The sequence below is a fragment of the Oleiagrimonas soli genome, assembly GCF_000761445.1.
In the GTDB taxonomy this organism is placed as follows: Bacteria; Pseudomonadota; Gammaproteobacteria; order Xanthomonadales; family Rhodanobacteraceae; genus Oleiagrimonas; species Oleiagrimonas soli.
Window position 1 is genome coordinate 1,911,200 of the sequence record NZ_KN196470.1, and the last position, 24,272, is coordinate 1,935,471.

21 protein-coding genes are annotated in these 24,272 nt (G+C 66.6%); 8 read left to right on the plus strand and 13 right to left on the minus strand.

Going from position 1 to position 24,272, the window contains the following annotated elements; translation table 11 throughout:
- Positions 1-216 precede the first annotated feature (216 nt).
- Positions 217-771, plus strand: coding sequence for a hypothetical protein (locus LF63_RS15870; protein WP_152569297.1), 555 nt, complete (start codon positions 217-219; stop codon positions 769-771).
- Positions 772-1,227: 456 nt separating this feature from the next.
- Here LF63_RS15870 and LF63_RS08315 read toward each other — a convergent pair whose 3' ends face one another.
- From LF63_RS08315 to carA, 7 genes are all read right to left on the minus strand, one after another.
- Positions 1,228-1,662 carry a GFA family protein gene (locus LF63_RS08315; RefSeq protein ID WP_043100964.1) on the minus strand — a complete coding sequence of 145 codons (435 nt, stop codon included), beginning with the start codon at positions 1,660-1,662 and terminating at the stop codon, positions 1,228-1,230.
- Positions 1,663-1,766: 104 nt separating this feature from the next.
- A complete protein-coding gene (gene recJ, locus LF63_RS08320; protein WP_043100965.1) occupies positions 1,767-3,485 on the minus strand; it encodes a single-stranded-DNA-specific exonuclease RecJ in 1,719 nt (572 codons plus the stop codon).
- Positions 3,482-4,372 (minus strand): hypothetical protein, encoded by an 891-nt coding sequence (locus LF63_RS08325; RefSeq protein WP_043100966.1) that lies wholly within the window; start codon positions 4,370-4,372, stop codon positions 3,482-3,484. Before LF63_RS08325 ends, recJ begins: the two co-directional genes overlap by 4 nt.
- A 35-nt stretch (positions 4,373-4,407) precedes the next feature.
- A complete protein-coding gene (locus LF63_RS08330; protein WP_043100967.1) occupies positions 4,408-6,318 on the minus strand; it encodes an ABC-F family ATP-binding cassette domain-containing protein in 1,911 nt (636 codons plus the stop codon).
- 31 nt (positions 6,319-6,349) lie between these two features.
- Positions 6,350-6,826: a transcription elongation factor GreA gene (gene greA / locus LF63_RS08335; protein ID WP_043100969.1), complete on the minus strand. Its 477-nt coding sequence runs from the start codon at positions 6,824-6,826 to the stop codon at positions 6,350-6,352.
- Complete coding sequence (gene carB / locus LF63_RS08340; protein WP_043100971.1) at positions 6,823-10,053, minus strand: carbamoyl-phosphate synthase large subunit; 3,231 nt, start codon at positions 10,051-10,053, stop codon at positions 6,823-6,825. The genes greA and carB overlap by 4 nt, the downstream gene beginning before the upstream one ends.
- Complete coding sequence (gene carA / locus LF63_RS08345) at positions 10,053-11,177, minus strand: glutamine-hydrolyzing carbamoyl-phosphate synthase small subunit (protein WP_043100973.1); 1,125 nt, start codon at positions 11,175-11,177, stop codon at positions 10,053-10,055. Before carA ends, carB begins: the two co-directional genes overlap by 1 nt.
- A 216-nt stretch (positions 11,178-11,393) precedes the next feature.
- On the opposite strand from carA, the gene LF63_RS08350 reads away from it, so the two are divergent.
- From LF63_RS08350 to LF63_RS08375, 6 genes are read left to right on the plus strand one after another with little or no spacing between them, the layout of a single operon-like run.
- Positions 11,394-11,681 (plus strand): encapsulin-associated ferritin-like protein, encoded by a 288-nt coding sequence (locus LF63_RS08350; RefSeq protein ID WP_043100974.1) that lies wholly within the window; start codon positions 11,394-11,396, stop codon positions 11,679-11,681.
- A 31-nt stretch (positions 11,682-11,712) separates the two neighbouring features.
- Entirely contained in the window at positions 11,713-12,405 is a 693-nt protein-coding gene (locus LF63_RS08355) for a 2OG-Fe(II) oxygenase family protein (RefSeq protein WP_043100976.1), read from the plus strand.
- Positions 12,406-12,436: 31 nt separating this feature from the next.
- The gene (locus LF63_RS08360) at positions 12,437-13,186 is read left to right on the plus strand and encodes a tetratricopeptide repeat protein (RefSeq protein WP_043100978.1); all 750 of its coding nucleotides are present in this window, start codon (positions 12,437-12,439) and stop codon (positions 13,184-13,186) included.
- A 28-nt stretch (positions 13,187-13,214) separates the two neighbouring features.
- The gene (locus tag LF63_RS08365; protein ID WP_052394858.1) at positions 13,215-13,967 is read left to right on the plus strand and encodes a prolipoprotein diacylglyceryl transferase; all 753 of its coding nucleotides are present in this window, start codon (positions 13,215-13,217) and stop codon (positions 13,965-13,967) included.
- Positions 13,952-15,388, plus strand: a complete 1,437-nt coding sequence (locus LF63_RS08370) for a radical SAM protein (RefSeq protein ID WP_043100980.1) — start codon at positions 13,952-13,954, stop codon at positions 15,386-15,388. Before LF63_RS08365 ends, LF63_RS08370 begins: the two co-directional genes overlap by 16 nt.
- On the plus strand, positions 15,385-15,747 hold the full coding sequence (locus LF63_RS08375; protein ID WP_043100982.1) for a hypothetical protein: 363 nt from the start codon (positions 15,385-15,387) through the stop codon (positions 15,745-15,747). The genes LF63_RS08370 and LF63_RS08375 overlap by 4 nt, the downstream gene beginning before the upstream one ends.
- Positions 15,748-15,869: 122 nt before the next feature.
- Here LF63_RS08375 and dapB read toward each other — a convergent pair whose 3' ends face one another.
- The 6 genes from dapB to hrcA form a co-directional block, all read right to left on the minus strand.
- On the minus strand, positions 15,870-16,685 hold the full coding sequence (dapB, locus tag LF63_RS08380) for a 4-hydroxy-tetrahydrodipicolinate reductase (RefSeq protein WP_043100984.1): 816 nt from the start codon (positions 16,683-16,685) through the stop codon (positions 15,870-15,872).
- Positions 16,686-16,767: 82 nt separating this feature from the next.
- Entirely contained in the window at positions 16,768-17,892 is a 1,125-nt protein-coding gene (gene dnaJ, locus LF63_RS08385; RefSeq protein ID WP_043100985.1) for a molecular chaperone DnaJ, read from the minus strand.
- Entirely contained in the window at positions 17,889-18,479 is a 591-nt protein-coding gene (locus tag LF63_RS08390) for a TMEM175 family protein (RefSeq protein ID WP_043100988.1), read from the minus strand. The genes dnaJ and LF63_RS08390 overlap by 4 nt, the downstream gene beginning before the upstream one ends.
- A gap of 57 nt (positions 18,480-18,536) precedes the next feature.
- Complete coding sequence (gene dnaK / locus LF63_RS08395; protein ID WP_043100995.1) at positions 18,537-20,468, minus strand: molecular chaperone DnaK; 1,932 nt, start codon at positions 20,466-20,468, stop codon at positions 18,537-18,539.
- A gap of 102 nt (positions 20,469-20,570) precedes the next feature.
- Positions 20,571-21,137, minus strand: a complete 567-nt coding sequence (gene grpE, locus LF63_RS08400; RefSeq protein WP_043100997.1) for a nucleotide exchange factor GrpE — start codon at positions 21,135-21,137, stop codon at positions 20,571-20,573.
- Between the two features lie 90 nt (positions 21,138-21,227).
- Positions 21,228-22,286, minus strand: coding sequence for a heat-inducible transcriptional repressor HrcA (gene hrcA, locus LF63_RS08405; protein ID WP_043100999.1), 1,059 nt, complete (start codon positions 22,284-22,286; stop codon positions 21,228-21,230).
- Positions 22,287-22,447: 161 nt separating this feature from the next.
- On the opposite strand from hrcA, the gene recN reads away from it, so the two are divergent.
- Positions 22,448-24,118 (plus strand): DNA repair protein RecN, encoded by a 1,671-nt coding sequence (gene recN / locus LF63_RS08410; protein WP_043101001.1) that lies wholly within the window; start codon positions 22,448-22,450, stop codon positions 24,116-24,118.
- The last annotated feature ends 154 nt before the right edge of the window (positions 24,119-24,272 follow it).

Sequence of the window (24,272 nt, forward strand, 5' to 3'; positions counted from 1 at the left end):
CAGACAGTGAGTCGAGCGCAGAAACGTTTGCATTGGCGCAATTGCGTTCAAATATTTTCTACACGGAATACTCTTGGTCTGTAAAGCGCATACAAGAGCGCTTAGAAATATATCAACACATCGATGCGCAACTTCTGGCGCCTAACAATTCGCTCAAGCAGACTGGCGAAAAAGCACCACCAGCCGCTTAACTCAAGCGTTAGGAGGTCTTCCGAGATGATGCCAATTAGCGACTTAATAAATTATTACGGCCCACTTAACGACGATGTAGAACGCTGCCTCGTGGGTATAGAGACCGGTGAAGATAGGGAGTATTGGCATCGTTCTTATTTGCGCTGCCTTTGTACTTTTGTCGAGGCCAGGGTTCATTTACTCAAAATGGAGCTAAAAGTCAACGACCATTTGATTGACCACACTAAGCTTTCTCCAGAGATCTTTGGCTTCCTAGAAGGCACGGAATGGAGTGTAATAGAAAACGGTGAGATTAAGTCACGTGTAAAAATAATACCGCCTGCCGATGAGCTGAAGGCAGTCATAAAGATTCTTGGCTCCTTCTACCCTAAGTTGCTGTGGGATTTCAGTTCGCAACGCTGGTCAAGAGTTAAGGCGCTCTATAAATCTCGCAACGCTTTGGTTCATCCTAAAAAACCTGAGGATTTATCTATTACAGACGTAGAGATACAAAATTTTGAGCAATTTAGGTCTGACTTTCTTCATTGGTCTGCTTCGATTTATGCCGAAGCATGGGGCGAACCCGAGGGTCACCCCTAACAAATGAATGAAGCCAACCAATTTTCCACCGCCACTCCAAATTGGCGTTTTATTCAACGCGTTAGGGCTCATATGGGCGTTTCCCCAACGGGGAAAAAGGAACGGAGGCAATTAATCGCGGCCGAAGAGCCCCATCTGCCCCCCTCCCCTTCGGTAGCGGCGGAGGGTGGAGGATCAGGCCCGCAGGGTGGCGCACAGGGATGTGCGCCAGTGTTTCGTCAGCACAGGATGTGCTGTCGACCCTCCCCCCCGGAACCCGGAGCGGACCTGGAGGAGCGAAGCTCCGGAAGGCGCGGACGCTGGGGTGCCCTTCTTTTGGTTCGCACCACAGGCACTCCCTCCGGTCGTTTTCTTGGGCAAGCAAGAAAACGAACCCGGCCGGCGGAGCCGGTCGGAACGCTCTTGAAGACCCGGCAGACTGCATCATGGCGCAACCCGCCCAGAACGCGTCCCGCCCTACTCCGCGATGGTCTCCCCACTACCACCAAGCGGTTCAGGAAAATCACGAAACTTGGTCAGACCGTCATGCATCGGCAGCACGGTTTCCTGGTAGTTGGCGTGAACGCCGGGAGCGAACTCGAAATCCTCGATGACCGCCGCGAACACGTCGATCAGCCCCCACTCCGGATGCTCGGTGAACAGGTGGCCGCCGCAGGTCGAACACCAGTAGCGCACGCTGCGCGGGTGCTTGGCGTAGTGCGCCAGCTTGTCCTGACCCTTGCGCACCTTCACGGCGTCCTTGGGCCAGAGACTGAAGGCGTTGACGGGACCGGCCGACCATTCCCGGCAGGACGCGCAATGGCAGTAGCCCATGCCTTCGGGTTGACCGCTGATCTCGAGTTCCACCGCGCCGCAGAAACAACGGGCGACGTGCGTGTCTGACGTGCTCATGGCCGTGCCTCCATCGCATACACCGTCGCATCATCATGCGAGCGATGGCCGCGAACCGCAATCGGCCGCACGGATGCCCTTGCTCGATGTCGTCTACGTCGGCGTCAAGCCGGTTCGACGTGGCGCAGCAACAGTCGCGGGGTTTCCCGGCCCTGCCAGTCGTTGACGACAAGGCTGTAGGCGGCGCGAACGTGGGTCAGTTCCGGCAATTCGGGATCGACGTTGAACATCACGGCATCGATCAGGCTGCCGTCGCGCGGATCGCGCAGATGGAAGCGCGCATGCGCGCCGGTGCTGCCCATCGGCCGCCGCCGCAGGCATTCAAAGGTGTTCTCGAACAGCGGTTCCGGGAACGCCTGCCCCCAGGGGCCGGCCAGACGCAGATCGCGCGCCAACGCCAGCGTCATTTCGCCTGCATCCAGTTCGCCGTCGGTCCACAGGACGGACTCCAGCCATTCGGGCTGCATGCGGTCGCGGACCACGTCGTCGAAGGCCTGCGCGAAGGCGTCGAAGCGATCCACGGCCAAGCTGAGTCCGGCCGCCATCGCGTGACCGCCGAACGGTCCCATCAAACCCGGGTGGCGAGCATCGACCTCGGCCAGCGCATCGCGCACGTGGAAGCCGGGAATCGAGCGCGCCGAGCCGCGCAGCACCTCGCTGCCCGCATCGGACGGCGCGAACGCCACCACCGGCCGGTGCAGCCGCTCCTTCAGGCGCGAGGCCACCAGACCGACCACGCCGGGATGCCAGCCGGCGTCGTACAAGGCGACGCCGGTCGCGTCCGGCACGTCGGCGTTCTCGACCATGCGTTCGGCTTCGGTCACCATGTCGGTCTGCAGCTGGCGGCGTTCGCTGTTGATCGACGACAGCAATTCGGCCAGCTCGCGCGCGTGTCCGGCGTCGTCGGTGAGCAGGCACGCCACGCCCAGCGTCATGTCCTCCAGGCGACCGGCAGCGTTCAGCCGCGGTCCGATGGAAAAGCCCATGTCCGACGCGGTCAACGTGGCGGCGCTTCGGCCGCTGGCTTCGATCAGCGCTTGCAACCCGACACAGCCGCGACCGGCGCGGATGCGGCGCAGGCCGTTCTCGACCAGCACGCGGTTGTTGCGATCCAGCGGCACCACGTCGGCCACCGTGCCCAGCGCCACCAGGTCCAGCAGCGACGCCAGATTCGGACGTTCGCCGTGCGCGAAACGTCCATCGCGCTCCAGGCGCGCGCGCAACGCCAGCAGCAGATAGAACATCACCCCGACGCCGGCCAGCGCCTTGCTCGGAAAGGCATCGCCGGGCAGGTTCGGATTGACGATGGCGTCGGCCTCGGGCAACTGCGGCCCGGGCAGATGGTGATCGGTGACGACCACACGGATGCCGCGCGCGTGCGCGGCGGCGACGCCGGCCACGCTGGCGATGCCGTTGTCGACCGTGACCAGCACGTCCGGCGGCTCGTCGAGCGAAGCCACCAGCGCCGGACTCAGACCGTAGCCGTGCTCGAAGCGGTTCGGCACCACGAAGCCCACGTTTCCCGCGCCGAGCATGTGCAGACCACGCACCGCGACGGCCATGCCGGTCGCGCCGTCGCAGTCGTAGTCGCCGGCCACGACGATGCGCCGATCCGTCGCGATGGCCTGCGCCAGCACCTCGACGGCAGCATCGAGTCCACCCATCGCCTGCGGTGGCGTCAGCGAGGCCAGGCCGTGATCGAGCTGCTGCGCGGTCTTCACGCCTCGCGCCAGGTAGATGCGGCGCAGCACCGGATGCAGGTCCTGCGGCCAGTCGATGCGGACGTCCGGACAAACGCGTCGGCGCAGCGTCGTGCGCTTCATACCACCTTCCGCCAGAAGCGCCACCGATGCGCGTGGCGCACCTCCATGCGCTCGCCGCTGGCAAAGTCCAGACGCATGGCCTTGTGGCCTTTCAGCGCCCGCGTCAGCAGCGGCCAATGCACCTCGGGACGCAGGTCGGATTCGAGGTCGAGCAACACGTCGCCCTCGCCGTCGGGATCGAAATCGCGCACTGCCGCGATCCCGACCCGCGCACGCTCGGCCAGCACGCGCGCCAGCGGGTCCGCCGTGTAGATGCGCTCGATGTCGGCCTTCACCCAGGACGGCAGGCGTCCGCCGCCCCACAGCCACAGGCAGTTCACCGGCATCTGCCCACGCGCGCGGCGCTCGGCGTTGAGCGGGTGCTGATGCAGCAGGATCTGCGCTTCGTTGAACAGCTCGCGCCAGCTTGCGTGGCGCGCGTCCTGCGGCAGGTACGGCAGCAGGTCGTCGCCGAGCACGCGATCAGGCGCGGCGAAGGCCGGCGGCTGGGCGTCGCGCGGCAGGCGCAGATGCCAGCGCGAAGGCGCGGTCGTTTCCAGCAGGAAACCACGGTCGCCGAACAACGGACGCAGCGGGCGCGCCAGCGCCTCGGCGTCCGCGGCCGTCAGGTCCAGCGTGCCGCAGGCGAGCATGCGCGCACCGGTCATGTCCGGCTGCACGAAGGCCGGATCGGCGCACAGCCAGGTCTCGCCCCCGGCATCGCCGCAGACGGCCTCGCGCAGCAGCGCGGCCGCCGGCAAGCCGCCCGACGGCCAGCGGAAATGCGCGCCCAGCGCCGTGGTGTAGCCGTGTTCCGCATCGGGCAGCCGGTCGCCGCGAACCAGCCAGGTGCGCAGCACTCGGTCCTGGCCGCAGAGCGCGAAGTTGGGCAGCAATACATGCAGCATGGTTCAGTTCCGGAATCGATCGGGCGGCGGCGCGCTCACGCGTGCTCGTCCTGCAGCGCCTCGATCTGCTCGTGCAGCTCCAGCCAGCGGGTTTCCAGCGTATCGTGCTCGGCGCGCAGTTCGCCCTGACGCTTGCCGAGCTCCGCGGCTTCGCGCGGCTGCTCGGTGTACAGCGCCGGATCGGCCATGCGCGTCTCGATGTCGGCCAGTTCCTTGTCGATGGCCTGCATGCGTTTTTCGGTCTGTTGCACGTCCTTCAGCAACGGCCGCGCCCGTTCGCGCTGCTGCGCGGCGGCGCGACGGCGGTCGCGCGCGGACGTCTGCGGCGCCGATGCGGATGACGCGGAAGTATCCTGACCGCGACTGCGCAGCCAGCGCGCGTAGTCGTCCAGGTCGCCGTCGAAGACGTGCAGACCGCCCTCGCCGATGCGCCAGAAACGGTCGCAGACCAGCCCCAGCAGATGGCGGTCGTGCGAGACCAGCACCAGCGCGCCCTCGTAGTCTTCCAGCGCATCGACCAGCGCCTCGCGCATGTCCAGGTCGAGATGGTTGGTCGGTTCGTCGAGCAGCAGCAGGTTGGGCTTGTCCCAGGCGATCAGCGCCAGCGCCAGACGCGCACGCTCGCCGCCGGAGAAGCCGTCGACCGGCTCGAACGCGCGGTCGCCGGCGAACTGCCACTGGCCGAGCCAGTCGCGCAGCTCCTGCTGCGAGACGCCGGGCGCGCGCTCGGAAAGATGCTCGAACGGGCTGGCGCCGGCGCGCAGGCTCTCCACCGTGTGCTGGGCGAAGTAGCCGACGCGCAGATCCTTGTGCGCGCTGCGCTCGCCGCTGAGCAACGGCAACTCACCGACCATCGACTTCACCAGCGTGGACTTGCCGGCGCCGTTGACGCCGAGCAGACCGATGCGGTCGCCGGCCTCGATGCGCAGCGTCACGTCACCGAGCACGCGCGCGGCTTCGCCCTGCCCCGGCTTGGCCGGATAGCCCAACTCGGCGTGATCGAGGCCGAGCATGGACGTCGGCAATCGGCCGGGTTCGGGAAAGCGGAAATGGAACGGCCGCTCCACGCGCACCGCCTCGGTGCCGGCCAGCTTCTCCAGCCGCTTGATGCGCGACTGCGCCTGCTTGGCCTTGCTGGCCTTGGCACGGAAGCGGTCGACGAACGACTGTAGGTGGGCGCGCTCGGCCTGCTCCTTTTCGTGCGCGATCTGCTGCTGGCGAAGCTGCTCGGCGCGCTGCCGCTCGAAGGCCGTGTAGTTGCCAGCGTACAGCTTGCCGGTGCCCGCATGCAGATGCAGCACGTGCGAGACGACGCCGTCGAGGAACTCGCGGTCATGCGAAATCACCAGCAGCATGCCGGGATAGCGGCGCAGCCACTCTTCCAGCCACAGCACGGCGTCGAGATCGAGATGGTTGGTCGGCTCGTCGAGCAGCAGCAGCTCCGACGGCGCCATCAGCGCACGCGCCAGATTCAGCCGCACGCGCCAACCGCCGGAGAACGAGGCCACCGGCTTCTCGTGCGTATCCGGCGCGAAGCCGAGACCGTGCAGCAGACGGCCGGCACGGGCGCGGCCGTCGTAGCCGTTGAGCGCTTCGATGCGCTGATGCGCCTGCGCCACGGCCGCATGGTCGCCAACCTGCTGCGCACGCGCCTCGTCGGCCAGCGCCGCCGCCAGTTCCGTGTCGCCGCCGAGGACGTAGTCGATGGCCGGATCGGGCAACGCGGGCGTTTCCTGCGCCACCGAGGCCATGCGCATGTCGGCGGACATGTCCATCGAGCCGGTATCGCTGTCCAGCTCGCCGCGGATGGCCGCGAACAGGCTGGACTTGCCGCAGCCGTTGCGCCCGACGACGCCGACTTTCCAGCCGGCGTGAAGGGTCAGGTCGATGCCTTCGAGCAGCGCGCGCGGACCGCGCCGGAGGCCGAATTCGCGAAAGGCGATCACCGTCTATGCGCTCCGCCGGCCGGGGCCGTGCTCACTCGTAGCGGACGCCGATGATCTCGTAGTTCTTCACGCCCCTGGGCGCCTCGAACTCGATGCTGTCGCCTTCCAGACGACCGATCAGCGCGCGCGCGATCGGCGAGGTCACGGCGATCAGGTTCTGCTTGATGTCGGCTTCGAGGTCGCCGACGATCTGGTAGGTCACCTCGTCGCCGCTGTCCTCGTCTTCGAGATCGACGATGGCGCCGAACACGATCTTGTTGCCAGCGTTGAGCGTGCTGGTGTCGATCACCTGCGCGGTGGACAACGCGGCTTCGAGTTCGTTGATGCGACCCTCGATGAAGCTCTGCTGCTCACGCGCGGCGTGGTATTCGGCGTTCTCCTTCAGATCGCCGTGCGCACGCGCCTCGGCGATGGCCTCGATGATGCGCGGACGCTCCTCGCTCTTGAGGCGGTCCAGTTCCTTGCGCAGGCGCTCCGCGCCTTTCTTGGTCATGGGAGCACGGTTCATGCTTCAAGCTCCTTGTGCAGTTCCTGCAGGCTGTGCACGCTGCCGCCATCGCGCGAATCCAGCGAGTGCAGCAGTGCGCGCGCGCCTGCGATGGTGGTGGAATACGTGACGCGCTGCTGCAGCGCCTCGCGACGGATGGAGAACGAATCGGCGATCGCCTGCTTGCCTTCGGTCGTGTTGACGATGTAGACGATCTCGCCGTTCTTGATCAGGTCGACGATGTGCGGACGGCCTTCCAGCACCTTGTTGATGTGCTCGCAGGTCACGCCGTTGTCGTTGAGGAACGCCGCCGTGCCGCGCGTGGCGACCAGGCCGTAGCCGCGCTTGAGGATGTCCTGCGCGATCGGCAGCAGGCGATCCTTGTCGGCGTCGCGCACCGACAGGAACACCTTGCCCAGCGGCGGCTTGCGAATGCCCGCGGCCTCGTGCGCGCGGCCGAAGGCGGAACCGAAATCGCGACCCACGCCCATCACCTCGCCGGTCGAGCGCATCTCGGGGCCGAGGATCGGGTCGACGTTCTGGAACTTCAGGAACGGGAAGATCGCTTCCTTCACCGAGTAGTAGTCGGGCACCACTTCGCGGGTCGCGTCCTGCTCTTCCAGGCTGCGGCCGGCCATGCAGCGCGCGGCGATCTTGGCCAGCTGCTGGCCGGTGGCCTTGGACACGAACGGCACCGTGCGCGAAGCGCGCGGGTTCACCTCGAGGATGAACACGGTCTCGCCGGCCTGCACCGCGAACTGGGTGTTCATCAGGCCGATGACCTTCAGCTCGCGCGCCAGCAGCGTGACCTGGCGGCGCAGTTCGTCCTGCAGCGCGGGCGTCAGTGAGTACGGCGGCAGCGAGCAGGAGGAATCGCCGGAATGCACGCCGGCCTCCTCGATGTGCTCCATGATGCCGCCGATCAGCACGTTGCCCTCGGCGTCGGCGATGATGTCGACGTCGACTTCCACGGCGTGATCGAGGAAGCGGTCCAGCAGCACCGGCGAGGACTCGGACACGCGCACCGCCTCGCGGATGTAGCGTTCCAGGTCGGCGTCGGCGTAGACGATCTCCATCGCACGGCCGCCGAGCACGTAGCTGGGACGCACCACCAGCGGATAGCCGATCTCGCGCGCCAGGGTCAGCGCTTCCTCGGCGCTGCGGGCGATGCGGTTGGGTGGCTGCTTGAGCTTCAGGCGCTCGATCAGCTGCTGGAAGCGCTCGCGGTCCTCGGCCAGGTCGATGGAATCCGGGCTGGTGCCGATGATCGGCACACCGGCGGCTTCCAGCGCGCGCGCCAGCTTCAGCGGCGTCTGGCCGCCGTACTGCACGATCACGCCTTCCGGCTTTTCCTTGTCGACGATTTCCAGCACGTCTTCCAGCGTCAGCGGCTCGAAGTACAGGCGGTCTGAAGTGTCGTAATCGGTCGAGACCGTCTCCGGGTTGCAGTTGACCATGATGGTCTCGAACCCGTCCTCGCGCAGCGCCAGCGCCGCGTGCACGCAGCAGTAGTCGAACTCGATGCCCTGGCCGATGCGGTTCGGTCCGCCGCCCAGCACCATGATCTTGCGCTTGTCGCTGGGGTTGGATTCGCACTCTTCCTCGTAGGTCGAGTACATGTACGCGGTGGAGGTGGCGAACTCGGCCGCGCAGGAGTCCACGCGCTTGTACACCGGACGCACGTCCAGCGTGCGGCGCAGATGGCGCACCGACGCCTCGCTGGTGCCCAGCAGCGTCGCCATGCGCGCGTCGGAGAAGCCCAGGCGCTTGAGTTCCAGCATGCGCGCGGCGTCCAGCGACGGCATGCCCTGCTCGTGCAGTTCGCGCTCGGCGACGATGATGTCCTCGATGGCCGCCAGGAACCACGGATCGACCGCGGTCAGGTCGTGCACATCCTCCAGCGTCAGGCCGGCGCGGAAGGCGTCGCCCAGATACATGATGCGCTCCGGCCCCGGCTGGCGCAGTTCGCGCTTCAGCGTGGCCAGATCTTCTTCGTTGCCCAGATCCAGTCCGGTCGGATCGAGACCGGTCTTGCCGGTCTCCAGACCGCGCAGCGCCTTCTGCAGCGACTCGTGCATGCTGCGGCCGATCGCCATCACCTCGCCGACCGACTTCATCTGCGTGGTCAGGCGCGCGTTGGTGGTCGGGAACTTCTCGAAGGCGAAACGCGGAATCTTGGTGACCACGTAATCGATGGCCGGCTCGAACGAAGCGGGCGTGAGGCCGCCGGTGATTTCGTTCTTCAGCTCGTCCAGCGTGTAGCCGACGGCCAGCTTGGCCGCGACCTTGGCGATCGGGAAGCCGGTGGCCTTGGAGGCCAGCGCCGACGAACGCGACACGCGCGGATTCATCTCGATGACCACCACGCGGCCGGTCTCGGCATTCACGCCGAACTGCACGTTGGAGCCGCCGGTGTCGACGCCGATCTTGCGCAGCACCGCCAGCGAAGCGTCGCGCAGGCGCTGGTATTCCTTGTCGGTCAGGGTCTGCGCCGGCGCCACCGTGATCGAGTCGCCGGTGTGCACGCCCATCGGGTCGAGGTTCTCGATCGAGCACACGATGATGCAGTTGTCCGCCTTGTCGCGGACCACTTCCATCTCGAATTCCTTCCAGCCCAGCACCGATTCGTCGATCAGCACTTCATGCGTCGGGCTCAGTTCGAGGCCGCGCTTGACGATCTCCTCGAACTCCTCGCGGTTGTAGGCGATGCCGCCGCCCGAACCGCCCATGGTGAAGGACGGACGGATGATGCTGGGGAAGCCGAGCTTCTCCTGGATGTCCCAGGCCTGCTCCATCGAGCGGGCGATTTCCGAGCGCGGCGATTCCAGACCGATCTCGGTCATCGCGTCGCGGAACAGCTCGCGGTCCTCGGCCATGCGGATGGCCTCGCGCGAAGCGCCGATCAGCTCGACACCGTACTTGTCCAGCACACCGTGGTCGGCCAGTTCCAGCGCGCAGTTGAGCGCGGTCTGGCCACCCATGGTCGGCAGCACCGCGTCGGGCTTCTCCTTGGCGATGATGCGTTCGACGGTCTGCCAGGTGATCGGCTCGATGTAGACCGCGTCGGCCATCTCCGGGTCGGTCATGATCGTGGCCGGATTGGAGTTGACCAGGATCACGCGGAAGCCTTCCTCGCGCAGCGCCTTGCAGGCCTGCGCGCCGGAGTAGTCGAACTCGCACGCCTGGCCGATGACGATCGGGCCGGCGCCGATGATGAGGATGCTCTTGAGATCGGTGCGCTTGGGCATCAGCGGGCCTCCTGCATCAGAGTGGCGAAACGGTCGAAGAGGTAATCGATGTCGTGCGGTCCGGGGCTGGCTTCCGGGTGGCCCTGGAAGCAGAACGCCGGCCGGTCGGTCAACGCGAAGCCCTGCAGCGAACCGTCGAACAGCGACTGGTGCGTAACGCGGGCCTCGGCCGGCAGCGAGCCGGGGTCGACCGCGAAGCCGTGGTTCTGGCTGGTGATCAGTACGCGGCCGTCGTCCATGTCCTTGACCGGGTGGTTGGCGCCGTGATGGCCGAACTTCATCTTCAGCGTCTTCGCGCCGACCGCCAGCGCCATGATCTGGTGGCCCAGGCAGATGCCGAACAGCGGGATCTTCTTGTCCAGCAGCGTGCGCGCGGCGGCGACCGCGTAGTCGCAGGCCGCCGGATCGCCGGGGCCGTTGGACAGGAACACGCCGTCCGGCTGCATCGCCAGCACGTCCTCGGCCGGGGTCTGGGCCGGCACCACGGTCAGATCGCAGCCGCGCTCGGCCAGCAGGCGCAGGATGTTGCGCTTGATGCCGAAGTCGTAGGCGACGACCTTGAAGCGTTTTTCGGGTGCGTTGAAGGCCGTGGCGTCGAGGTCGTACACGCCTTCGGACCAGGCATAGCTGGACGCCGTGGTCACTTCCTTGGCCAGGTCCATGCCGTTCAGACCCGGAAAGGCGCGCGCTTGCGCCAGCGCCTCGGCTTCGTCGAGGACGTCGCCGGCGACGATGCAACCGGCCTGCGCGCCCTTGTCGCGCAGGATGCGCGTCAGGCGACGCGTGTCGATGCCGGCGATGGCGACGATGCCGGATCGCTGCAGATAGGCGGTCAGGCTTTCTTCGCTGCGCCAGTTCGAGGCGCGGCGCGGCACGTCGCGCACGATCAGGCCGGCGGCCTGGATGCGGTCGGACTCGGTGTCCACCGCGTTGCAGCCGGTGTTGCCGATGTGCGGGTACGTCAGCGTGACCAGCTGACGCGCGTAGGAGGGATCGGTGAGGATTTCCTGATAGCCGGTCATGGCGGTGTTGAACACCACCTCCCCGACGGTGGAACCGGTTGCGCCGACCGCGTGACCGCGGAAAACACTACCATCTTCAAGGACTAACAAAGCTGGGGTCATGGGGGCCGCCTTCGGCAGGTGCAGCAAAACCCGCAGGCCGGCGTGACTGGCCTGTGGGGCTCGCAAAAAGGGTTCTCGGGCGGGCCACAATGTTAAGCCTCGGCAGGATCGATGTCCACCGCCGCGACGGAATTGGCGCCATGTTTGTCGACCGCCGGGACTCTGGCGCTAGACTGTGGCTCGATATGCCGTTCATCGCACACACGAGGAGACCCCATGGCCAGCGACCAGTATCACGAGCCGATCGAGGAACTCAGCGACGAAGTGCGCGACATGCACCGCGCCATCGTGTCGCTGATGGAGGAACTGGAAGCGGTCGACTGGTACAACCAGCGCGCCAGCGCCTGCAAGGACGACGAACTGAAGGCGATCCTCGAACACAACCGCGACGAGGAGAAGGAACATGCCGCGATGGTGCTGGAATGGATTCGCCGACGCGATCCGTTCTTCTCCGAGCAGATGAAGAAATTCCTGTTCACCGACAAGTCGCTTCGTCACGACTAGCCTCGCTGCCCACCATCGTCGCGATTCCGCCATGACCACGCCCCTGATCGATCCCGCCCGTCTCGACCGCGTCGACACCACGGTGCGCCTGCAGCCGTTTCCGTTCCTGGTCGCGCACGAGCAGTTGCCGGACAGCGCACGCGCCGAACTCGACCGTGACTTCCCACGTTACGAGGAAGCCGGTTTCTTCCCGTGGGAAGCCGACGAATGCGGCCCGTCGATCAATGCCGTGATCGAGCAGCTGACCGCGCCGGAAATTGCCAGCGCCATCGGCGCCAAGCTGGAGATCGACAACCTCGGTCAATATCCGACCCTGGTGACCCTGTGCCGTCACCTCAACAAGCGGCACGGCACCATCCATACCGACAGCCGTTCCAAGATCGCCACCGCCCTGCTCTATCTCAACGAGAGCTGGCCCGACACCAGCGAGGGCTGCCTGCGGTTCCTGGAGAAGATCGACGACATCGACGCCACGTTGGCCCCCGAACTGAAGCCGCTGTACGGCAAGTTCGCGGTGTTCCGGCGCGCGGACAACTCCTTCCACGGCCACCTGCCGCACGAAGGCGAGCGCCGCGTGATCCAGGTCGCCTGGCTGGTCGACGAAGAAGCCAAGCTGCGCAAGACCAAGCGCGGCAAGTTCTCGCGCCTGTTCAAGAAGCTGTTCGGAAAACTGGACAAGAAGGTCGGCGCCAGCCGCGACCGCAGCGCCTCGCATCGCGATTGAGCCATCCGGACCGCATTCACAAGGACCTGCGATGCCCGTTCTGTTCTTCGTATCCATCGCCCTGCAGATCGCCTGCGCGATCCACGTCATCCGCAGCGGCCGTTCGCTGTACTGGATCTGGCTGCTGCTGATCGCGTCGTATCTCGGCGTGCTGATCTACGTGCTGGCGGCGGTCATTCCGGACCTGCGCAACAACCCGGGCAGCCGCAAGGTCGCGCGCAAGGCCATCCAGGCCATCGATCCGGCGCGGCGACGACGCGAACTGCAGCGTCGTCTGGAGATCAGCAACACCGTCGACAACCGCCGCCATCTGGCCGAGGAATGTCTGGAACTGTGCGACTACGCCAATGCCGAGGAACTTTACCGTGGCCTGCTGACAGGCATGTACGCGGACGATCCCGACTTCCTGCTCGGCCTGGCACAGGCCCAGGCCGGTCGCGACGATTACGCCGGCGCGCACGGCACGCTGGATGCGCTGAAGGCGGCCAACCCGGCCTACAAGTCCAGCGAGGGCGAACTGCTGCACGCACGCTGCCTGGAAGCGCTGGGCGACACCGACGCCGCACTGGACGCCTATCGCATGCTGGCCGTCAGCTATCCCGGCGAAGAAGGTCGCTACCGCTACGGACGCCTGCTCGGCAGGACGCAGCGTCACGATGAGGCGCGCGAAGTGTTCGAGTCGCAACTGCGCCAGGCACGCAGCATGCCCGCCTACTACCGGCGCAAGGAACGCCCGTGGCTGAAAGCCGCGCGTCAGGAACTGGCCCAACTGGGCTCGTGATGAAACCCGCCTGCCGAGGTTCGGCTCCATGACGCCCGTCGCGCTGCACACCGTGTTCGAGCTGCTGGCCTACAGCGTCGGCTTCCAGACCTACCTGTGGCAGCGCCGACACCGTGTGGACGGCAGTGTCGGCGACCGCGACATGATGGCCGTGGTCGCCGTCGGCGCCATCGTCGGCGCGGCGCTGGGCGCGAAGATGTCGTACTGGCTGGACGATCCGCTGACCGCCTTTGCCGACTTCCCGAATTGGCGGCACCTGCTGGAAGGCAAGTCGATCATCGGCGCGCTGATCGGCGGCCTGATCGGCGTCGAGGGCGTCAAGCGCCTGTGGGGCGTGCGTCAGTCCACCGGCGACAACTTCGTGCTGCCGCTGACCGTGGGCATGTGCATCGGCCGCGTCGGCTGCTTTCTCGGCGGACTCGGCGACCATACCTACGGCATCGCCACTTCGCTGCCGTGGGGCGTCGACTTCGGCGACGGCATCGCGCGACACCCGACGCAGCTCTACGAAATCGTCTTCCTGCTGCTGCAATACGCCTGGATTCGCATCCGTTGGACGCGGTTCGAGGTGTCCGGCGACCGCTTCCGCGCGTTCATGGTCGGCTACCTCGCGTTCCGTCTGCTGGTCGAGTTCATCAAGCCCGTCTTCTACGCCTGGCCGCTGGGGCTGACCGGCCTGCAGTGGCTTTGCGTGGCCGGACTGCTCTACTACGCGCGCGCCATTCCGCGTATCGTGCGGGTCATGGTCCTGGGGAGACGACCGGTTTGGGAACCAAGGTAAGGCCGTACCTGTTCTACGACAGCGCGGTATCGGTGTGCACGCAGTGCCTGCGCCGCGTCGAGGCGAAAATCCTGATCAAGGACGAGCGCGTCTTTCTGGAGAAATGGTGCCCGCTGCACGGGCGCGAACGGGTGCTGATCGCCGACGACGCGGCCTACTATCGCCGCTGCCGCGAAGTGTTCATCAAGCCGCCGGAACTGCCGCAGCGCTTCAACACGCCGCAGCGCTGGGGTTGTCCGTACGATTGCGGGCTGTGTCCGGAGCACATGCAACACAGCTGCCTGACGCTGATCGAGATCACCGACCACTGCAACCTGCGCTGTCCGATCTGCTACGCCGACAGCGGCCCGCATCGCCCCGGCTTCCGCGATCTGGCGACCGTCGAGCGTATGCTCGACGCCGTGGTCGCCAATGAAGGCGAACCGGACGTGGTGCAGATTTCCGGCGGCGAGCCGACCCTGCACCCGCAGTTCTTCGAGATTCTGGACGCCGCGCGTGCGCGCCCGATCCGTCACCTGATGGTCAACACCAACGGTCTGCGCATCGCGCGGGAGCCGGACTTCGCCGCGCGCCTGGCGGACTATCAGCCCGGCTTCGAGCTGTACCTGCAGTTCGATTCCCTGCGCGACGAGGTGCACAAGGACCTGCGCGGCGCGAAACTGCGCGATATCCGCCTGAAGGCGCTGGAACAGCTCAACCGCCACGACATTTCCACCACGCTGGTGGTGACGGTGAAGAAGGGACTCAACGACGGCGAGCTGGGCGAAATCATCGACTTCGCGCTGCAACAGCCCTGCGTGCGCGGCGTGACCTTCCAGCCGATCCAGGCCGCCGGACGGCTGGAGCACTACGACCCGGCCACCGACCGGCTGACGCTGAGTGAAGTGCGCCGCCGCATCCTCGAACAATCGCCGCTGTTCGAGCCGGACGACCTGATCCCGGTGCCCTGCAACCCCGACTGCCTGGCGATGGCCTACGCGCTGAAACTGGGCGACGAGACCGTGCCGTTGACGCGCTTCGTGTCGCCGCAGACGCTGGTCGAGAAAGGCCGCAACACCATCGTGGTCGAACGCGACGAGGACCTTCGCGCCCACGTGTTCGAGCTGTTCGCGACCAACCACTCGCCCGAGGATCAGGCCTGCTCGCTGTCCGACCTGCTGTGCTGTCTGCCGCAAGTGCAGGCGCCGGCGGACCTGGGCTACCGCAACGTGTTCCGCGTGCTGATCATGCAGTTCATCGACGCCCACGGCTTCGATCTGCGCGCGGTGAAGAAGTCCTGCGTGCACATCGCGCAGCCGGACGGCACCATCGTGCCGTTCGACACCTTCAATCTGTTCTACCGCGACGACCTCTCGGACCGCCTGCAGCGTCTGCGCGACGAAGTGGAACGCGCCTATCCCGTGGAGGATGCCCCCGCATGAGCGACATCGAGCTCGATCCGCAGCGTCCCGCGCCACCGCCGCCTCCGGACCGGCCTCCAGCACCGACGCCGTCGGGCGATCCGTCCTCGAAGCCGCCCAGGCGCGGATCGATCGCGGCCGGCATCGGGCTGGCGTGGCTGATCATGATCGCCGGTCATCTGCTGCTGACGCCGTTCGGCGGCCTCGCTTTCACGCCGCTGCCCGAGGCGCTGGTCGGCGTTGCCGCCGCCGTGTGCTACGGCAAGGGCATCCCGCGCACGGGTCAGGGGCTGCTGCTTGGGCTGGCTTCGCTGCTGGCGGTGATTCTGCTGCTGGTCGCGGCCTGCTTCGGGATGCTGGCTCTCGGCAGCTTCCACTAGTCCCGGCGCGACAAGGTTCGCGCCGCGCGGCTCAGCGCGCGCGCAACGCTTCGATGCATTGTGAGGAGTGGTCCGATGCGTCCACGACGCGGCACCGCGCGATGCGCGCTGCGCCGTCGAGCTCAGTCCGCGGAGCGCAGACGACCTTCGAGCATGTCGGCAATGCCGTAGCGACCCGGCGGCTGCGCCGCCAGCCATACCGCCGCTTCCAGCGCGCCGCGCGCGAAGATGCCGCGGTCGGTGGCGCGATGGATCAGTTCCAGCCGCTCGCCCTTGCCGGCCAGCAGCGCGGTGTGCTCGCCGACGATGTCGCCGCCGCGCACCACCGCAAAGCCGATCTCGCCCTGCCGGCGCGGACCGGGATGCCCCTCGCGAGCATAGACAGCCTGCTCCTCGAGCGTGGTGCCGCGCGCCTTGGCGGCCGCTTCGCCGAGCGCGATGGCGGTGCCGGAAGGCGCGTCTTCCTTGCGGCCGTGATGCGCTTCGACGATCTCCAGGTCCCACTCGGGCAGCGCCCGCGCCGCGTCGCGCAGCAGACGCTGCAGCACGGCGACACCGAGGCTGAAATTGGCCGCCTGCAGCACGGCGATGCGCTCGCTGGCGGCGTCCAGGCGATCGCGCAACGCGGCGTCGTAGCCAGTGGTGCCTACGACCAGCGGCACGCCGTCGGCCAGGCAGTAGTCCAGTGCGGCACTCAATCCCGCCGGGGTGCTGAAGTCGATCACCACGTCCAGATCGCTCGCGCCTTCCCAGCCGTTGCTGTAACGCAGGGAATCCGGCGTGGCCGGCTGCTGCAGCGGATGACCCACCAGCTCCGAACGCGCGTCGATCACGGCGCGCTGCACGCGCAGACGGCGATCGCCGCGGCTGCGTGCGATCAACGCGCTGCCCATGCGTCCGGAAGCGCCGCTGATGGCGATGCGAAGTGCTTGGTTCATGGCTACTCTGGCGTTCCCGCCGCTGGATGATCCGGCCATCGTAGCGCGTCGTGCACACGGTGCAAGCGACGCGCTCACGGCTTCAGGACGTGACGCGCGACCAGAAATCCTTGACGCCGTCGAACCAGTTCTTGGCGCGCGGCGAATGTTCGACGCTGCTCTCGCCGTCGAAAGTGGCCTCGAAGGACTCCAGCAGCTCGCGCTGTTCGCGGGTCAGCCGCACCGGCGTCTCCACCACCACCTGGCAGATCAGGTCGCCGACGCGACCGCCGCGCGGCGACTTCACGCCGCGACCGCGCAGCCGGAAGGTCTGTCCGGTCTGCGTCTCCGGCGGCAGGTTGATCTCGACCTCGTCCTCCAGGGTCGGCACCGTGAGCGTGGCGCCCAGCGCCGCCTGGGTGAAACGGATCGGCACCTCGCAGTGCAGGTCGTTGCCTTCGCGGTGGAAGATCTTGTGCGGACGCACGCGCACTTCCACATACAGGTCGCCGGCCTGACCGCCCGCAGGCGCGGCTTCGCCCTGCCCGTTCAAGCGCACACGGTCGCCCGTGTCGACGCCGGCCGGAATGCGCACGGACAGCGTGCGGGTATCGCGGTAGCGACCTTCGCCCTGGCAGGTCTTGCACGGATTCTTGATCGAACGACCGGTTCCGCCGCAGTGCGGACAGGCCTGCTGGATCGAGAAGATGCCGTTCTGCATGCGCACCTGACCATGACCGTTGCAGGTGCCGCAGGTGTCGAGCTTGCCGTCCTCCGAACCGCTGCCCTGGCAGTCGTCGCAGGCGACCAGGGTCGGCACCTTGATCTCCTTCTCGAGGCCGAACACGGCTTCTTCCAGGTCCATCTCCAGGATGTAGCGCAGGTCGGAACCGCGCTGCGGGCCGCGTCGACCGGCGCCGCCGAAGATGTCGCCGAAGATATCCCCGAAGATGTCGCCCATGTCGCCGAAGCCGCCGGCGCCGCGACCACCGCCCATGCCGCCCTCGAAGGCTGCATGGCCGTACTGGTCGTACATGCCGCGCTTCTGGCCGTCGGACAGGATCTCGTAGGCCTCCTTGGCCTCCTTGAAGCGCTCCTGCGCTTGCGGGTCGTCCGGGCAGCGATCGGGATGGCACTTCATCGCCACGCGGCGGAAGGCTTTCTTGATCGTGGCCGTGTCGGCGTCGCGCTCGACACCCAGGGTCTCGTAATAGCAGGTCTTGCTCATGAGCGATGTTTCAGTGAGCCTTCGATGCGTCGATCGGGTACCAACCACATCGAGGCAACGAGGACGTAAATCAAGCCTGCGATCCAGGTGCTGACGAAGGCCAGCGGGATCGCGCAGGCATACAGAAGAGGCGCAAGGATACCTTTCCAGTCACGCTTTGCCAGCAGCATGCGGGCCAGTTCGCCCTCACGCCCGCCGTTGGCGGCGATCAGCGTGCGCTGGAACGGCTGCCAGGCCAGACCGGCCATCAGCAGCACGAAACCGTACAGCGCCACCGGCACGGCATCGAAATGGTTCTCGCCCATCCAGGCGGTCGCGAACGGGAACAGCGACAGCCAGAACAGCAGATGCAGGTTGGCCCACAGCACTGGGCCGCTGACGTGGCGCGCGGCCTGCAGGAAATGGTGGTGGTTGTTCCAGTAGATGCCGACGTAGACGAAGCTGAGCACGTAGCTGAGGAACGCGGGCAACACCGGCAGCAGCGAAGCCAGATCGGTGCCATGCGGCGCCTTCATCTCCAGCACCATGATGGTGATGACGATGGCCAGCACGCCGTCGCTGAATGCTTCCAGCCGCCCCTTGTTCAATCCGCACCCCCATGCACGAAAAGGGCCGGACGGCGATGCCGTCCGGCCCGAGTTCGATCAGCTCTTCTTGTCGTCGTCCTTGACCTCGGTGAACTCGGCGTCCACCACGTCTTCGGGCTGTGCGGAGCCGCCGCCCGGAGCCTGCTGGCCGGAAGCTTCGGGACCGGCCTGACCGGCGCCCTGGGCCGCCGCGAACAGCGGCTGCGCGGCCTGCTCGAGCTTGCTCATCTTGGCCTCGATGGCGGCCTTGTCGTCGCCGTCCATCGCCTTCTCCAGATCCGACAGCGCTTCCTCGATGCCGCCGATCTGGTCGCCGGCCTTGTCGCCGTGCTCCTTCAGCGCGCTGCGCGTGGCGTGCACCAGCTGGTCGGCCTTGTTGCGCGTGGTGACCAGTTCCTGGAACTTCTTGTCGTCCTCGCGATGCGTCTCGGCGTCGCGCACCATGCGCTCGACTTCTTCATCCGACAGACCGGAGCCGGCCTTGATCTCGACCTTCTGCTCCTTGCCGGTCTTCTTGTCCTTGGCGTGCACGTGCAGGATGCCGTTGGCGTCGATGTCGAAGCTGACCTCGATCTGCGGCACGCCGCGCGGCGCGGGGTCGATGCCGGCCAGATCGAAGCGCGCCAGCGACTTGTTGTACTGCGCCTGATCGCGCTCGCCCTGCAGCACGTGCACGGTGACCGCGGTCTGGTTGTCGTCGGCGGTGGAGAAGATCTGCGACGCCTTGGTCGGAATCGTGGTGTTCTTCTCGATCAGCTTGGTCATCACGCCGCCCTGGGTCTCGATGCCCAGACTCAGCGGCGTCACGTCCAGCAGCAGCACGTCCTTGACGTCGCCGCCCAGCACGCCGCCCTGGATCGCCGCGCCGACGGCGACGGCCTCGTCCGGGTTGACGTCCTTGCGCGGCTCCTTGCCGAAGAAGTCCTTGACCGCTTCCTGCACCTTGGGCATGCGGGTCTGACCGCCGACCAGGATCACCTCGTCGACGTCGGACACGCGCAGGCCGGCGTCGTCCAGCGCCGTGCGGCACGGATCGATGGAACGCTTGACCAGGTCCTCGACCAGCGCTTCCAGCTTGGCGCGGGTCAGCTTGATGTTCAGATGCTTCGGACCGGAGGCGTCGGCCGTCACGTACGGCAGGTTGACCTCGGTCTGGTGGCTGGAGGACAGCTCGATCTTGGCGCGCTCGGCGGCGTCCTTCAGACGCTGCAGGGCCAGCGGGTCCTTGCGCAGATCGATGCCCTGATCCTTGTTGAACTCCTCGACCAGGTAGTCCATGACGCGCTGGTCGAAGTCCTCGCCGCCCAGGAACGTGTCACCGTTGGTGGCCAGCACCTCGAACTGCTTCTCGCCGTCGACCTCGGCGATCTCGATGATCGACACGTCGAACGTGCCGCCGCCCAGATCGTAGACCGCGATCTTGCGATCGCCGCCCTTCTTGTCCAGGCCGTAGGCCAGCGCGGCCGCGGTCGGCTCGTTGATGATGCGCTTGACCTCGAGACCGGCGATCTTGCCGGCGTCCTTGGTGGCCTGACGCTGCGAATCGTTGAAGTACGCGGGCACCGTGATGACGGCCTCGGTGACCGGCTCGCCCAGGAAGTCCTCGGCGGTCTTCTTCATCTTCATCAGCACCTTGGCCGACACTTCCGGCGGCGCCATCTTCTTGCCGTCGGAGGTCTGCACCCAGGCATCGCCGTTGTCGTGCTCGAAGATCTTGTAGGACACCAGGTCGATGTCCTTCTGCACCTCGGCATCCTTGAACTTGCGGCCGATCAGACGCTTGACCGCGTAGAAGGTGTTGGCCGGGTTGGTCACCGCCTGGCGCTTGGCCGAGGCGCCCACCAGGACTTCGCCGTCCTTGCTGAAGGCGACGATGGAAGGCGTGGTGCGGTCGCCCTCGGAATTCTCGATGACGCGCGTGGACGAACCCTCCATCACCGCCACGCACGAGTTGGTGGTGCCGAGGTCGATACCGATGATCTTGCCCATGGTCTGTACTCCGAAATTTCTGTATCGCGGCCCCCGCGGCCGCCGTTGATGACTAGGTGGGGGATGCCGCGCAGCGATTCAAGACGCGCGCGACACGCTTTTTCAGGCGCCTGGCGCCTTGGCGACCGCCACCAGCGCCGGGCGCAGCAGGCGATCGTTGAGCATGTAGCCCTTCTGCAGCACCGCGACCACGGTGTCCGGCGCATGCTGGTCGGTCTCGACCATGTTCATGGCCTGATGCTGTTCCGGATCGAACGGCTGATGCAGCGGATCGACCATCTTCAGGCCGTTCTGCTCGACGACTTTGAGCAGCGACTTCAGCGTCAGCTGCATGCCCTCGCGCAGCGGCGCGACGTCCTCGGTCTGCACGGCCAGGCCCTGTTCCAGGCTGTCGCACACCGGCAGCAGGTCCGACAGCACGCGCTCGTTGGCGAAGCGACGCGCTTGCTCCACCTCGCGCTGCAGGCGACGGCGCTGATTCTCGATCTCGGCGCGCTCGCGCAGCAGGGTGTCGCGCATCTCGGCGACGCTGCGCTCGGCCTCGGCCAGCTGCGCGGTCAGGGCTTCCAGTTCCTCCAGCGAGCTTTCGCCACCCGACTGTGCGGCGGCGGCGCTGGACGCGTCCTGATCGGGCGCCGCATTCGGCGCGTTCGGCTTGGTGTCTTCCATCATGGCTCCAGGCAACTTCAAGAGGACCCGCGACTGCGCCGCAGGCCGGTAGATTGGATGGTTCGGCGAAAACGATCGCCCTGGCGGGATTTATAGGGTCGCCGTGACCCGATTCAAGGCATCGCCGAGCAATCCGGCCGTGGCCTGCACCACCGGAATCACGCGGTCGTAGGCCATGCGCGTCGGACCGATCACGCCGACGGTGCCCAGCACCCGGCCCTCGGTGCCGTAGGTCGCGGTGACGACCGAGCAACCGTCGAGCGCCGCGTAGCCCGATTCCTCGCCGATGAACAGGCGCACTCCGGGCGCCTTGGCGCACACGTCCAGCAGCTGCACCAGATCGCGTTTGCGCTGGAAGGCCTCGAACAGCTCGCGCAGTCGGTCCAGGTCGGACAGCTCCTGATAGCCCATCAGGTTGGTCTGGCCGCTCAGCACCATGTCGATTTCCGATTGCGGCGCGAACGAGGCCGAAGCCAGCTCCACCGCATTGCTGAGCAGATCGTTGAGCTCGTGGCTGGCCTTCTTCAGTTCGCTCAGCAGACGCGCGCGTATGTCGTCCAGACGCAGACCGGCGAATTCGCTGTTGAGGTAGTTCGCCGCCTGCTCCAGCGCCGAGGCGCTCAGCGGCTCGCTCAGCTGCACCACGCGGTTCTGCACCTGGTTGTCGGCAAACACCAGGATCACCAGCACGCGGGCGCCGTCCAGCGGCACGAAGTCGATGTGGCGCAGCGAGAAGTCCGAATGCCGCGGCACCGTCACCAGACCGACGAAATGGGTCATCGCCGACAACAGACTCGAAGTGCTGTTGAATAGGTCCAGCGAACTCGCCGGCGACGGCGGCAGCTGCTGGCGCAGACGCGCCAGGTCCTCGCCGGTCAGCGGACGCAGCTCCAGCAGACTGTCGACGAACAGGCGCAGACCACGCGGCGTGGGAATGCGGCCGGCCGAGGTGTGCGGCGAGGCCACCAGCCCGGATTCCTCCAGGTCGGCCATGATGTTGCGGATCGTCGCGGGGCTGACGTCCAGTCCCGAGGACTTGGACAGCGTGCGCGAGCCCACCGGCTCGCCGTCGGTCAGATACTGGCCGATCAGGGCGCGCAGGAGGCGTCGCGAGCGAGCGTCGAGGTCCGGACCGTGGGAAGGGCTCATGGAAAACCGGGATGCAGGAAGGCTGATGGACTGAATAAGGGTTGCACGCGGCTCTTGCAAGCCCTTGGCGGCTCCGCGTGCCATCGTCCGGCATCGCATGGAGTCTGCAGATATGAGACGCGTATCGTTACAATCGGCGGCGACATCACCCGGGTGCCTCTATGCTCAGCTCGCTGTACGTGCGCAATTTCGCCGTGGTCGAGGAAGCCGAGATCGGCTTCGGCCCCGGCATGACCGTCGTGACCGGCGAGACCGGCGCCGGCAAATCGCTGCTGGTCGATGCGCTGATGCTGTTGTCCGGCGCGCGCGCCGACAACACCCTCGTGCGCGCCGGCAGCGACCGCGCCGAACTGTCCGCCGACTTCGATCTCTCTGCCTTGCCCGCCGCGCAAACCTGGCTGGAACAGCAGGAACTGGACGACGACGGCCACTGCAGCCTGCGCCGCGTGCTCAAGGCCGAAGGCAGCTCGCGCGCCTGGATCAACGGTCGACCGGCGACGCTCGCGCAGCTTTCGGAACTGGCGGCGCTGATCGTCGAGATTCACGGCCAGCACGAGCACCAGGCGTTGCTTTCACGCACCCATCAGCTGGATCTGCTCGACGCCTTCGCCCAATCCATGCCGCTGCGCGAGCGCGTGGCCGAACAGGCACGCGCCTGGCGCGACTGCGGTCGACGCATCGAGGCGCTGACCGGCGGCGAGGACCGCGACGAGCGCATCGCGCTGCTGCGCCACGAAGTCGAGGCGCTGCAACGCTGGAGCCTGCCAGCCGAGGAACTGCAGGAGCTGGAAGCCACCCATCGCCGGCTAGCCAACGCCGGTCGCCTGCTGGAAGGCGCCAACGGCCTCAGCGAACTGCTCGACGGCGACAGCGAGTTCGCCGCACGCCGCGCCGTCGGTCGTGCGCAGGCCGAACTGGCGCGCCTGGCCGAACTCGACGACCGCCTGCAACCGCTGGCCGCGCTGCTGGAAAATGCCGAAATCCAGCTCGGCGAAGCGCTGGCCGGGCTCGATCACTACGCCAGCGATCTGGACATGGACCCGGAGCGCTTCGCCGAACTCGACCAGCACCTCGCACGCCTGCACGATCTGGGCCGCCGCCACCGGCTGGCGCTGGAGGAATTGCCGCAGAAAGCCGAGGCGCTGGCGATCGAGCTGGAGGAACTGGAAGGCGCCGGCGCCACCCTCGAACGCCTGCAGCGCGAGCGCGACGCCTGTGCCCGCGAATACGCCAAGACCGCCGGCGAACTCAGCAAGGCCCGCGCCAAGGCCGCCGCGACGCTGGGCGAACAGATCACCGCGCTGATGCAGGAACTGGGCATGGCCGGCGGCCGTTTCCAGGTCGCGCTGACCCCGCGCGACAACGACACGCCGGATGCCCTGGGCGCCGAGCGCTGTGAGTTCGAGGTCAGCGCCAATCCGGGCCAGCCGCCGCGCGCGCTGCGCAAGGTCGCCTCCGGCGGCGAACTGGCGCGCATCAGCCTGGCCGTGGAAGTCGCGGCGCTGGGCATGGACAGCGTCGGCTGCATGATCTTCGACGAGGTCGACAGCGGTATCGGCGGCGCGGTGGCCGAGGTGGTCGGTCAGAAGCTGCGCACCCTCGGCGGGCGCTGCCAGACGCTGTGCGTGACCCATCTGCCGCAGGTGGCGGCGCAGGGACATGCGCACATCAAGGTCAGCAAACACAGCGACGGCGACAGCACGCATACTCGCATCGAGACCCTCGACGGCAAGCAGCGCAGCCAGGAACTGGCGCGCATGCTGGGCGGCATCGAGATCACCCGCGAGACCGAGGCCCACGCCCGCAAGATGCTCAAGCAGGCCCAGACCTGAGCCGCGACGGGCACGAAAAGCAAACCGTGGCTGAACCGATGTGCGGGCCGGCTTGAACTAAGCCCGCGAGGGACCATCTAACGTTTCAGATCGCCGTGACGGCGACCACAGATGACTATCTGCTTCGCATTCGGTCATCGAGGGATCGGCTTCC